At 36.1% G+C, this 12,807-nt stretch carries 14 protein-coding genes; all 14 read left to right on the top strand.

From position 1 onward, the window contains the following. The first annotated feature begins 288 nt into the window (after positions 1-288). Positions 289-1,203: a sulfate adenylyltransferase subunit CysD gene (cysD, locus tag C2M25_RS06335; protein ID WP_105180707.1), complete on the top strand. Its 915-nt coding sequence runs from the start codon at positions 289-291 to the stop codon at positions 1,201-1,203. Positions 1,204-1,277: 74 nt separating this feature from the next. Beyond that, positions 1,278-1,622, top strand: coding sequence for a four helix bundle protein (locus C2M25_RS06340; protein ID WP_062566045.1), 345 nt, complete (start codon positions 1,278-1,280; stop codon positions 1,620-1,622). A 47-nt stretch (positions 1,623-1,669) separates the two neighbouring features. Continuing rightward, on the top strand, positions 1,670-3,100 hold the full coding sequence (gene cysN, locus C2M25_RS06345) for a sulfate adenylyltransferase subunit CysN (RefSeq protein WP_105180708.1): 1,431 nt from the start codon (positions 1,670-1,672) through the stop codon (positions 3,098-3,100). After that, complete coding sequence (locus tag C2M25_RS06350) at positions 3,097-3,906, top strand: sulfotransferase (protein WP_105180709.1); 810 nt, start codon at positions 3,097-3,099, stop codon at positions 3,904-3,906. The genes cysN and C2M25_RS06350 overlap by 4 nt, the downstream gene beginning before the upstream one ends. Beyond that, positions 3,899-4,732 (top strand): sulfotransferase domain-containing protein, encoded by an 834-nt coding sequence (locus C2M25_RS06355; protein WP_105180710.1) that lies wholly within the window; start codon positions 3,899-3,901, stop codon positions 4,730-4,732. Before C2M25_RS06350 ends, C2M25_RS06355 begins: the two co-directional genes overlap by 8 nt. A 1-nt stretch (position 4,733) precedes the next feature. Next, positions 4,734-5,705, top strand: coding sequence for a glycosyltransferase family 2 protein (locus C2M25_RS06360; RefSeq protein ID WP_105180711.1), 972 nt, complete (start codon positions 4,734-4,736; stop codon positions 5,703-5,705). Next, positions 5,705-6,961, top strand: a complete 1,257-nt coding sequence (locus tag C2M25_RS06365) for an O-antigen polymerase (RefSeq protein WP_105180712.1) — start codon at positions 5,705-5,707, stop codon at positions 6,959-6,961. Before C2M25_RS06360 ends, C2M25_RS06365 begins: the two co-directional genes overlap by 1 nt. Next, on the top strand, positions 6,958-7,533 hold the full coding sequence (locus tag C2M25_RS06370; protein ID WP_105180713.1) for a DapH/DapD/GlmU-related protein: 576 nt from the start codon (positions 6,958-6,960) through the stop codon (positions 7,531-7,533). The genes C2M25_RS06365 and C2M25_RS06370 overlap by 4 nt, the downstream gene beginning before the upstream one ends. Continuing rightward, positions 7,518-8,621: a glycosyltransferase gene (locus tag C2M25_RS06375; RefSeq protein ID WP_105180714.1), complete on the top strand. Its 1,104-nt coding sequence runs from the start codon at positions 7,518-7,520 to the stop codon at positions 8,619-8,621. The genes C2M25_RS06370 and C2M25_RS06375 overlap by 16 nt, the downstream gene beginning before the upstream one ends. Positions 8,622-8,626: 5 nt before the next feature. After that, entirely contained in the window at positions 8,627-9,421 is a 795-nt protein-coding gene (locus tag C2M25_RS06380; protein ID WP_105180715.1) for a hypothetical protein, read from the top strand. Between the two features lie 11 nt (positions 9,422-9,432). Continuing rightward, positions 9,433-10,488: a dTDP-glucose 4,6-dehydratase gene (gene rfbB / locus C2M25_RS06385; protein WP_105180716.1), complete on the top strand. Its 1,056-nt coding sequence runs from the start codon at positions 9,433-9,435 to the stop codon at positions 10,486-10,488. A 24-nt stretch (positions 10,489-10,512) separates the two neighbouring features. Continuing rightward, positions 10,513-11,391: a glucose-1-phosphate thymidylyltransferase RfbA gene (rfbA, locus tag C2M25_RS06390; protein WP_105180717.1), complete on the top strand. Its 879-nt coding sequence runs from the start codon at positions 10,513-10,515 to the stop codon at positions 11,389-11,391. A gap of 1 nt (position 11,392) precedes the next feature. After that, on the top strand, positions 11,393-11,926 hold the full coding sequence (gene rfbC, locus C2M25_RS06395) for a dTDP-4-dehydrorhamnose 3,5-epimerase (RefSeq protein WP_105180718.1): 534 nt from the start codon (positions 11,393-11,395) through the stop codon (positions 11,924-11,926). Then, the gene (rfbD, locus tag C2M25_RS06400; protein WP_105180719.1) at positions 11,927-12,805 is read left to right on the top strand and encodes a dTDP-4-dehydrorhamnose reductase; all 879 of its coding nucleotides are present in this window, start codon (positions 11,927-11,929) and stop codon (positions 12,803-12,805) included. The last annotated feature ends 2 nt before the right edge of the window (positions 12,806-12,807 follow it).

Consider the following 12,807-nt stretch of genomic DNA (forward strand, 5'->3'; position numbering starts at 1 on the left):
TTTTAAATTCGAGCGAATGTTTGCGATATGGTTTTACTTTCATGGTTACTGGCTCCAAAAAGGTGTCTACTTTTATGGAGTCAGATCAAATATCTGAAATCAAAGCACCGATATCCGAAAGCAGACATCTGATATCTAAACTGATATCTGAAACCTGATATCTAACCTCTGATATCTAACCTCTGATATCTAACATCTGATATTTACCGTCTAACCTCTGATATCTTACTTCTGACTTCTACTACGGCTTCTTTCTTTCGAAATCTAGCATACTTTCATGGAGTAAAAATGGAAATCTCCCAAGCCCGCATGACTCACCTAAAGCAACTAGAAGCTGAATCTATTCACATTATTCGTGAAGTTGCTGCCGAATTTGATAACCCAGTAATGCTTTACTCTGTCGGTAAAGACTCAGCAGTAATGCTGCATTTAACAATGAAAGCATTTTACCCTGCAAAACCACCGTTCCCTTTAATGCATGTTGATACAACATGGAAATTTAAAGAAATGATCGAGTTTCGCGACAAAATGGCCGAAAAGCTAGGGTTTGACTTATTGGTACATATTAACCAAGACGGTGTAGATGCAGGCGTAGGCCCATTTACTCACGGTAGTGCAAAGCATACCGACATCATGAAAACCCAAGGCTTAAAACAAGCACTAGACAAATACCAGTTTGACGCTGCATTTGGGGGGGCGCGTCGCGACGAAGAAAAATCACGTGCTAAAGAGCGTGTTTATTCATTCCGCGATAAAAACCACCGTTGGGACCCTAAAAACCAACGTCCAGAGTTATGGAATACCTTTAACGGTAAGGTAAACAAAGGCGAGAGTATTCGTGTATTCCCACTGAGTAACTGGACTGAGCTAGATATTTGGCAATACATCTACCTAGAAAACATCGACATTGTGCCACTTTACTTAGCGGCAGAACGCCCAGTGGTTGAGCGTGACGGTACATTAATTATGGTTGATGACGAACGTATGCCACTTGAAGAAGGCGAAGTACCAATGAAGAAAATGGTACGCTTTAGAACCCTTGGCTGTTACCCACTAACTGGTGCGGTTGAATCTAACGCCACAACGCTCCCAGAAATCATTCAAGAAATGTTACTAACCAAAACATCAGAGCGCCAAGGCCGTGTAATCGATCACGATTCATCAGGCTCAATGGAGAAAAAGAAAATGGAAGGTTACTTTTAATAAGCCGTAAGCTCTAAGCTGTAAGTCTTAAGTGGATTAAAGACTTTACTAAATAGATACAACAAGGAATTGTTATGAATTTTGAAAATTTAGAAGTTTGGAAGCGTTCGGCAAGGTTGTCTTCGAATATTTATAAAGGAACAACTGAATTGCGGGATTACGGCTTTCGAGATCAGCTGACTAGAGCTGGCTTATCAGTACCTAGTAACATCGCGGAAGGGATGAGCAGAGATAGTAATAAAGAAAAACGTCGATTTTTAGATATTGCTCGCTCATCGCTTTCAGAAGCTCGGACTCAAATTTATATCGGAATAGAGATAGGATATTTATCTAACGATATAGGGTCTATATGGGTTGCAGAAACAAAAGAGTTACAGGCAATGCTTTGTGGCCTGAAAAACTCTATAGAAAGTATTTAGACTTCAAGCTTATGGCTTATAGCTTATAGCTTAAGTAAGGATGGAAAATGACTGAACAAATTACCCCAAACCTTCTTGAAACAGATATCGAAGGTTATTTAAAACAACATGAAAACAAAGATCTACTGCGCTTTTTAACTTGTGGTAATGTTGATGACGGTAAATCAACATTAATTGGCCGTTTATTACATGATTCAAAATTAATTTTTGAAGATCACATGGCTGCTATTAAAAACGACTCAAAAAAATTCAATACAACAGACGAAGAGTTCGATTTAGCGTTACTGGTAGATGGCCTTCAGTCAGAACGTGAGCAAGGCATTACCATTGATGTAGCTTACCGCTATTTTGCCACTGAAAAGCGTAAGTTTATTATTGCTGACTGCCCAGGGCACGAGCAATACACGCGTAACATGGCAACCGGTGCATCTAACTGTGACCTTGCTATTGTGATGATTGATGCACGTAAAGGTGTGCAAACACAAACTAAGCGCCACAGCTATATTGCATCTCTACTTGGCCTTAAGCACGTTATCGTCGCCATTAATAAAATGGACTTAGTCGATTATAGTCAAGACGTTTACCGCCAAATTAAAGCCGATTACAAAGCCTTTGCTGAGCAATTAGACATTCCTGATGTGCGCTTTGTGCCAATCTCGGCGCTTAAAGGTGATAATGTTGTTGATAAAGGCGAAAACCTAGACTGGTACCCAGGTGCAACTTTAATGCAGTTACTTGATACTGTAACCATTAGTGACGATAAAAACCTAGATACCTTCCGCTTACCAGTACAGTATGTGAATCGCCCTAATTTAGATTTTCGCGGCTTTTGCGGCACCATTGCTAGCGGCATTATTAATGTAGGCGACCAAATTACGGCGTTTCCATCGGGTAAAACATCATCAGTAGAGCGTATTGTTACTGCCGATGGCGATTTATCAAGCGCTTTTGCGGGTCAAGCAATTACACTTACTTTAGAAGACGAAATTGATATTTCGCGTGGTGATGTCATTGTTAAATCAAGCACTGATCAAAAGCAGCTACCTACCACTAGCTCAAACTTTGCCGCAACGATAGTCTGGATGGCAGATGCCGCAATGCAACCAGGTAAAGAGTACGAGCTAAAAATTGGCACTAAAAACACTTTTGGTAAAATCAGCAATATTAACCACCGTATAGATGTAAATACCTTAGAGCAAATTGATGCCAGCGAATTACAATTAAACGAAATTGCTAATTGTACTATCGAAACATCAGCACCAGTCGTTATAGACCAATACAAACAAGTGGTAGGTACCGGTTCATTCATCATCATTGACCGTTTAACCAATGTAACTGTGGGGGCGGGTATGATCACAAATACTGAGGCAGAAACTCAGACTGCAAACCTCGAAACTCGTGTATATACAGAGGCGGAAAAAGCTTTAAATTTATATATCAGAGAGCATTACCCTGAGTGGGGAGCGAGATCTATATGAGCGCTGAACCTGTAATAATTATAGGTATGCATCGTTCGGGGACAACTATGTTAGTTGACATACTCGAGGATAATGGCTTCTATTTTGGCAATGCCTACGGAAAAAACAAGGAAGCCCACCCTTTTTTGGCTTTGCATGAAAAGGTATTAAGAATCTATGGTTGTAGTTGGGATAACCCTTATGCGTTTCTAGGTAATTATAAGAATCTTACTGATACTAAGTTGAGTCTTTTATTTAAATCGCAAACAAATTCTAAAGCTTTTAAATCTTTCTTTTTAAACTCAAATGAGCTTTGGGGCTGGAAGGATCCACGGAGTTGCTTGTTTTTAGAGCACTGGAATGAAATTTACCCAAAAGCAAAATATATCTTTATATATAGAAACCCTTTGGATGTTGCTAAATCACTAGAAACCAGAGCTGTCAAAGATAGCCTAGGAATTGAGAAGCAATTATCGATGAAGCATTTTTTTACACTAGTGAAAAATAAGTTAAAAAATAAATCAGAATTTTATTTAAACTCTGAGCTTTGCAAAAACTTCCAATATTCAATAAAACTATGGGAAGTATACAATAACAGCTGTGTGAATTTTTTAGAAACATTAAATTCAGACAGGTATTTATCTTTAAAATATGAAGACTTAATAACTAATAAATCTCGGGTAGATGAAATAGCTTCGTTTCTAGGAAAAGAGATTAAAGTAAATGACAGTTTTTTTGTAAAGGCACGAGCTAATGCAAATAATGACCTGTTACACCTCGTCGATGAAAAAGATATTGCTCTATGGGAAAGGTTAGGTTATGCATAAAGTTTCAAGATTTATAGTAGGTTCACCAAAATGTGGAACATCCTCTTTATATGAGTTGTTTAAAAATAATCCTCGTATTGGTGTAACTAAAAATAAAGAAACGCATTACTTTAGCAGACTGACAGTGGCTGACTCATATTACGCTGTTGAAGCAATAGATTCTCTTTCTAAATATCAAAGGGAATTTAGCGAAGGAAAAGATGTTTATATAGACATATGCCCCTCTTACCTTAGCTGTAACTCTGCTCCATACGAAATTTATGGATATAATAGTAAAGCGGAAATAATCATCATCATAAGAAATCCAATTGAAAGAGCTTTAAGCCATTATCTAATGGATTACAAGTTAGGTATTAATAGTTCAAGTTTTATGGATTCATTGTCGAACCCTCACTTTAAGAAAGAATATATCGATGAGGGTTTTTATAGCGAATTTATTACTAGATATACCAATTTATTTGGCGAAGATTCTGTGCATGTTTATCAGTTTGAAGATATCGTTAAGAGAAACTCAAATGAATTAACTAATTTATATAAATTAGTTGTCTCAGAGGATGAATGTCCTGAAAACTTGGAGTTGCCTAAGGAAAATTCCTTTTCTATGCCAAGGAATCAATTTTTAAGTAAGGTTCGAAGATATATCTCAGATACAAGGATTCATAAATTGATTCCCTTAGGTATCAAAGATGTTATTAAAAAGAATGTTTTTGAAGTAAATGCAGATAAGCCCGATTTTTCAAAAGAAAAAATATACCTTAGAGAAGTGTATAAAAATGAGGCTAAAGTGTTAAGTGAAATGTTCCCAAATATTTCACTAGGGTGGTGAAATGAAAATTTTGACTTGCATAGTTGCGTACTCATTCAATGAAGACTTAGCGAAATGTTTAGACTGTTTATTAAACCAATCTATCACTACAGATGTTTATGTTGTAAATAATAAGCAAGAGTCAGGGTTTCTAAATCAGGTCAAATCCTTTCTCGAGGGCCACTATGAAGTTAATGACAATAGTATTGATATAAATGAGCATTCATGCTCGCTGATTTTACATCTGAATGGTAGTAAAAATGTTACTGTTAAAATTGAACAGTCATTGAACAACTATGGCTTTGCATATGGATGTAATAAAGGTCTTAAATCAACAATTATTGATAATTATGATTATTGTTGGCTGCTCAACCCTGATGCTTATGCTGAAAAATATGCACTTGAAAAGGCGCTTGAAAAAATGGATGGCTTTTCAATAGTGGGTTCTAGAGTTTTAGCTTCTGGTAGTGCAGATGGTTTTCAATCCTTTGGTTATGTAACTAATAGTTATAGGGTTTCTACTAAGCCCCCTAAAGCCTTTAAAGCTCGTTTTTTATCTGGGGCGGCAATGTTGTTACCTATTAACTTGATAAATGAATTGGGTTTTATGAAAGAAAACTTTTTCTTGTACTGGGAAGAAGTATACTACTGCTATAAAGCTGAAAAGCTTGGAGTTAAACTCATAGTTGCAGATGATTCATTTGTTGAGCATGATTTTGGTGGTACAGTTGGTGATAGAAGTGAACTTCAGTTTTATTACTCGACGAGAAATCAATTTATTTTTATTCGATTACTTGAAGATGGTGCTCTTTATTCTATGGCTGTAATATTTTATTGCTTCTTTCTTAAATTAATTAAACTGCTATTGAGAAATGAGTTTCATTTATTTAAGTTGTTGTTCAAGGCACTTAATCGAAGCCTTAAAGTTGATTTAAATGAGTTTGAAAGTACGGATGCAGTTAGTAATTGTGGAAAATACGTACAGGATTTGTAATGGACTTAATTTATCAAGTATTAATATTGGTGGTTGGTTTTTTTTGTCTTCCTATTACGGTTTTAAAAACTAGAGACTTTGTAAATCCTGTAACTCTAATCTACATCTGTTTTTTTGTACCTAGTTTTTTTGCTACGTTCAGGCTAAGTGGATTGCAGTCACCGAGTTGGCAACTAGAAACTTACTTTCTTCTTTTTTGTGCGCTGATAGCTTGGGTAGTTTTACCCACTTTGTTAATCTGCTTTAAAAAAAGAAAAGTTAATAAAGTTGATGTGCTTTCGAATTTGAATATAGATTATTTCCGCTGGAAGAAAGCTACCCTATTTTTATTTTGGTTTGTTCTCTTAATATATATATTTTCAAATGTCATACAAAGTGGATTAGTAATTCCTGCATTTAACCCTGAAATCGCTAATGAAATCCATCATGTTTTTCCACCAGTTATCGGGGTTTTTGCTAGATTTTTTCCACTGGTTGCTTTGGCGCTTTTTATATGCTATGCCCGAGAAAGGAAGAAAATTTACCTTATTCTGATCGCAGTATGCTTTCTAGTTCCATTTAGTCGCTTGTCGAGAATAGACTTCATTATTCAGTTAGTTGCACTTATTTTTTTGAATGCAGAGCTTAAAGTAATAAAATTTAATAAAAAACATTTATTGTTGTTAAGTTTTGTTTCTTTGGTAATGTTCTCAATGCTTGCAGAACTAGGCTCTAGTAGAGTGAACCGCTTTGGTGAGTACTCAATAACTTATTTCGATGTAATTGATTGGAAGGGGAGTTATGCTTTGCCAGAGTCAATACCTATTATATATGCATATTTTCCTTTGAGTTTCGAAAATTTAGACCACTTCGTTATGCAATTGAAAGGGCATACTTATGGTTTAGCCTCGTTTGAATGGATTAGTATTGGATTTTTAAAGTTACATATGGCTTACCCAGAGTTACAAGATATGATCCACATTAGAGGTTTGTATGACCCAATTTCTACAGGGGTTACAGTTCCAACAGCATTAGCAACTTTTTATTTAGACTTTGGCGTCTATTTATCGATCCTACCTATGCTTTTATACATGTTTTTTTATTTGTTCTTTTATTTTAAAAAAACTTTTAATTCTTTTTATTTATTAGGTTTTTGCCTCTTTTCATATGCTTTTTCTTTGGCAAGTTTTCAATCATTCATTGTACATCCAAATTTATATTGGCAATTGCTTTTTTGTCTGATTATTTATTTTTATACTAGAAAGGTGAAGCCATGAAATATGGGGTCTTAACTTTTTTTAAATTAGTTTTCTTTGTTTTATATTCGAAAGTTCTTTTTGGATTTAAAGTAAGGGTTTTTAAAGGTTTTCCGTTGCTTTTAAATAAAAAACTAATTTCTTTTGGTGATGGTTTTACAGCTGGAAAAGACTTCCGCTGTGAAGTTGTAAGTAAAACTGGAACAATTAGATTCGGGAAAAATGTTAAAGTTAACGATTATGTACATATTGGTGCTTCAAAATCTATTGATATAGGGGAGAATGTATTAATCGGGAGTCGAGTGACTATTGTTGATCATGATCATGGCAAATATTTGGGGGCTGCACAATCTAGCCCACTGGAGGAGCCTGATAAAAGAGAACTTATATCACAGTCTATAAAAATTTGCGACAATTGTTGGTTGGGAGAGGGGGCGGTTATTCTGAAGGGAGTTACGCTACCAGCCGGAACTATTGTTGGCGCTAATTCTGTTGTAACTAAATCACCCAGTAGAGCTTGTATATTAGGTGGTATCCCAGCGAGAATATTAAAGGTTTATGATGATGAGAGTGGTTCGTGGATAAAAAAATAATTGTGGTTTCAGCTGTAAATCTTGTTGACGGTGGACCGCTGACAGTACTAAGAGATTGTTTTAATGCATTTTCTGAGCTTTCCCTAGACCCATCATTGGACATTCATTTTTTAGTAGCAAATGAAGATGTTATTACTGGAATAGATGCTAAAAATATAAAGTTACACTATTTCCCAGAGTCAAAAAAGTCTTGGTTTAAAAGGGTATATTTTGAATATTTCTACTTTAAAGAGTTCTCTGAGAAGTTGGGAAATGTTTATAGTTGGTTCTCCCTACATGACACAAGTCCAAAAGTTATATCTAGAAAGCAATACGTTTACTGTCATAATCCGTCAGTTTTTCTAAAGTTGACTTTAGGAGATATGTTTAAGGATTATAAGCAGTTTTTATTCTCGAAATTATATAAATATCTTTATAGATTCAATATAAAAAGTAATGATGCTGTTATAGTTCAACAACATTGGTTTGCTTCTTATTTTAGTGAAAACTTTAATTCAGAAGTAATTGTTTCTAGGCCAAATGTGGGGGCTGAGTTAGTTGTTGAAAAAGATAATTCAAGTGAATTCTCTAAGGATAAAGTAAATCTTTTCTACCCTGCTTTTCCAAGGTTTTTTAAAAATCATAGTGTTATAGTTGATGCTTTTAAAAAAGATTTAGCAAGCTCTAATATTGATATGTTTTTAACTATAACGGGAGAAGAGAATAAAGTAGCCAAAGGAATTTATAAAAAGGCTGCAGGACAAACAAACATTAAATTTATAGGGCTACAGCCGCACAAAAAAACTCTGCAAATGATTAGCGAATGTGATGCTTTAATTTTCCCTTCAAAAATGGAAACTTGGGGCTTACCAATTACAGAAGCTATTAAACTTAACAAGCCTATCATTGTTGCTGACTTACCATACGCACAAGAAACAGTTGGCAGTTATGATAAGGTGTTTTGGTTTAATCCTGATGATCCATATTCACTATCAATAGCAATAAATAAGCTGGTTAGCGGTCATTCATTTGATACTATTAGAAATTTCAACTCTAAATTTAAAGAAGTTAATGGTTGGGATAAGCTTGCAAAGGTTATAGTGGAGTAGGAAAAATGAAAATTTCTGTATCAATTGTAGACTATGGTAAAGGCACCTTAGTTAAAAAAAATATTCACCTACTTTCAAAGCAAACTGTTGCTCAAAATATAGATTTAGTAGTTGTAGATAATAGTGAAAACGAAGAAAATTACCTTCTTTATGGTGATATACAGACATATGAGAGCTGTTTTAGATCTTTTAGCCTTGTGCGTCCACAAAAAAATATCGGATATACTCTAGCAACAAATATATCAATTGACTTAAGTAGTGATTATTGCTTTTTAATTAATCCTGACATAGAAATTGAAGATCCAACGCTACTTCAAAACTGTATCAAACATCTTGCAGAAGATGAAATGGTTGGGCTAGTTAGTGTAAAGCATATTGATAATATGGGGGTTACAGAAAACATTGCACGTAAGTTCCCTAGCCTTAAAGCTCAAGTTTTCAAAAGGTTACCTTATTTCAAAAACAAACCAATTGTAAGAGAATATATTAGCGGTAGCTCAAACGATTCTAGTAATATTTTAGAAGCAGAATGGGTGCAAAGCTCATTTTGGGGCTTGCGAACTGACGTTTGGACTAAGCTTACTGGCTTAGATAATCGGTTTTTCTTATTTATGAATGAGCCTGATTTTTGTAAAAGGCTTAAAGGCTTAAATCTGAAAGTCCATTATCTTGGCCACCTTACAGTTAATACTGACGGTATTCGATGTAGCGCAGGTGGGGTTATGAGTTTGTTTAAATCAAAAACAGTTAGAATTCATGTTGTTGATGCTATTAAGTATTATTTAAAAAGTTATAAATAGAAGGACTTCAAGTGAACATTTTAGTAACAGGTGGCGCGGGCTTTATCGGAAGCGCTGTTGTAAGGCATATTCTTGAAAATACAAACAATACAGTAATAAATGTAGATGCTCTAACTTATGCGGGTAATTTAGAGTCAATTCCATCTGAGTTGCAATCTGAATGTTATATTTTCGAACAAGTTGATATTTGTGACTATCAGGCGCTTAAACAAGTGTTTGACGAATATAAGCCTGATTTAGTAATGCATTTAGCAGCAGAAAGCCATGTTGACCGCTCTATTGAAGGTCCTGGTGCATTCATTAATACCAATGTTATTGGCACATTTAATATGCTGGAGTGTGCAAGGCTGCATTGGCAAAGCTTGACTGTTGATGCGCAAGCTGAGTTTAAGTTTCATCATATTTCAACAGACGAAGTGTATGGTGATCTTGAAGGTACCGATGATCTATTTACCGAACAAACACCTTACGCGCCAAGTAGCCCTTACTCGGCGAGTAAGGCAGGGTCTGACCATTTAGTGAGAGCGTGGGGCAGAACCTATGGTTTACCTGTTGTTGTAACTAATTGTTCTAATAATTATGGCCCTTACCACTTCCCTGAAAAGCTTATTCCGCATGTTATTTTAAATGCATTACATGGTAAGTCTTTACCTGTATATGGCGATGGTAAGCAAATTCGTGATTGGCTATTTGTTGAAGACCACGCTCGCGCTTTATACAAGGTCGTAACTGAAGGTAAAGTAGGCGAAACATATAATATTGGTGGTCATAACGAAAAACAAAATATTGAAGTAGTTCACACGATTTGTGAATTACTTGAAGAGCTTGTACCTAATAAACCAGAAGGCATTGCTAATTACAAAGACCTTATTACCTTTGTTAAAGATCGCCCTGGACACGATGTAAGATATGCAATTGATGCTACTAAAATGCAACAAGAGCTAAACTGGGTGCCAGAAGAAACTTTTGAAACGGGTATGCGTAAAACTGTTGAGTGGTACCTAGCTAATACGAACTGGTGGCAGCGCGTTTTAAATGGTGACTACAAACTTGACCGTATTGGCTAGAATGCAAAATAAAGGATAAAGAAAATGAAAAAATATAAAGGAATAATTTTAGCAGGTGGTTCTGGAACGCGTTTGCACCCAATCACTCAAGGTGTGTCAAAACAGCTTTTACCTATTTACGATAAGCCAATGATTTTTTATCCGCTTTCTGTATTAATGCTAGCGGGTATTAAAGATGTGCTAATTATCTCTACTCCAGAAGATATGCCAGCATTTGAACGTTTATTAGCTGACGGTAGCCAGTTTGGTATAAACATTAGTTATGCCGTACAACCAAGCCCAGATGGCTTGGCACAAGCTTTTACTATTGGTGCTGACTTTATTGGTGATGATAACGTTTGTCTTGTTTTAGGCGATAACATTTTTTACGGACAGAGCTTTGGTGCGCAACTAACGTCAGCTGTATCGCGTGATAGTGGCGCTACCGTTTTTGGTTATCATGTAACCGATCCTGAGCGTTTTGGTGTTGTTGACTTTGATGAAAATGGCATTGCTACCAGCATTGAAGAAAAGCCAGCAGAGCCTAAATCAAATTATGCTGTAACAGGGCTATATTTTTACGATAACGATGTAGTAGAAATAGCTCGCAATATTAAACCATCGCCTCGTGGTGAGCTTGAAATTACAGATGTAAATAACGTTTACCTTAATCGCGGGGACCTAAATGTAAATGTTTTAGGGCGCGGTTTTGCTTGGTTAGATACCGGCACCCATGACTCTTTAATTGAGGCTGGTCAATTTGTGCAAACAATAGAGCATCGTCAGGGGTTAAAAGTTGCTTGTCTTGAAGAAATTGCCTTACAAAAAGGCTGGCTAAGCAAAGAGCAGGTTTTAACTGCAGGCAATAACCTCAAAAAAACCGGTTATGGCCAGTATTTATTAAATTTAGTTAAAGATAAATAAAATGAATATTGTAGATACAAAAATTCCTGAAGTTAAAATTATTGAACCAAAAGTATTTGGTGATGATAGAGGTTTCTTCTTAGAAACTTTTCAAGCTGAGCGATATGCGAGTGTTATTGGTGATGGCCTCACCTTTGTACAAGACAATCATAGTCGTTCTTGTAAAGGGGTTTTAAGAGGTTTACATTTTCAAAAAACAAAGCCTCAGGGTAAGTTAGTACGTGTTGTTACTGGCGAAGTGTTTGATGTAGCAGTCGACATTCGTAAAGATTCAGCAACATTTGGTCAGTGGGAAGGCGTACTTTTAACAGGCGACAATAAAAAGCAATTTTGGGTACCACCAGGTTTTGCTCATGGCTTTGTAGTGCTTAGCGATATAGCCGATTTTGAATATAAATGTACAGACTATTACGACCCAAGTGATGAAGGGGCTATTTGTTGGAATGACCCAGACTTAGCCATCGATTGGCCAATTGATTTTGAACCATCTTTATCAGCTAAAGATTTAGAAGCCGGATTATTAAAGGACTTATAAATGAAGGTACTTCTTACCGGAGCAAATGGCCAGTTAGGCCTTTGCTTCCAAGATTGCATAAGTGATTCTATAGAACTAACTGCTTTGTCGAGCAAAGAGCTAGATATAACCTGTAAAGCATCAGTACAAAAAATGGTTGACTCACTTAAACCTGATGTAATCGTTAACTGTGCAGCGTATACGGCGGTTGATAAGGCTGAAAGTGAACCTGAACAGGCACACGCTGTAAATTGCCAAGGCCCAGAAAATCTAGCTTATGCCGCTGCTATGCTTGATATACCGTTAATCCATGTATCTACCGATTATGTTTTTGACGGCAATGCTACTGAGCCTTATTTACCCACTGACAGTACATCCCCACAAGGAATATATGGAGTGACAAAACTTGCTGGTGAGCAAGCTATTAAGGCGGTTACTTCTAAGCACATTATTATTCGTACAGCATGGGTTTTCAGTGAATACGGTAATAACTTTGTGAAAACGATGCTGCGATTAGCGAGTGAACGTGATGAGTTAGGTATAGTCGCTGATCAACATGGTTGCCCGACGTACGCCGGTGATTTAGCTGCCTTAATCGTTGTTATAGTGACACGTATCGAAAGTAGTGATTTTCGTGATTATGGGCTTTACCATTTTTGTGGCGATAAAGCTGTTTCTTGGTATGAATTTGCAGAATCAATTTTTGCAGTTAAAGCTAAATTAAATGCCAATTTTTCAATACCTAAGTTGAACAAGCTGACCACAGAGCAGTTTCCTACACCAGCAAAACGACCTAAATATTCCGTAATGCAGGATAATAGGCTATCTTTATTAAACTTACCAGAAAGTAGTCACTGGCAAGATTCACTAAAAACTGTAATAAAAAAGCTTAACAAGTAGAA

Origin of the sequence: Pseudoalteromonas sp. T1lg21 (genome assembly GCF_002964625.1) — a bacterium.
Taxonomy (GTDB): domain Bacteria; phylum Pseudomonadota; class Gammaproteobacteria; order Enterobacterales; family Alteromonadaceae; genus Pseudoalteromonas; species Pseudoalteromonas gelatinilytica.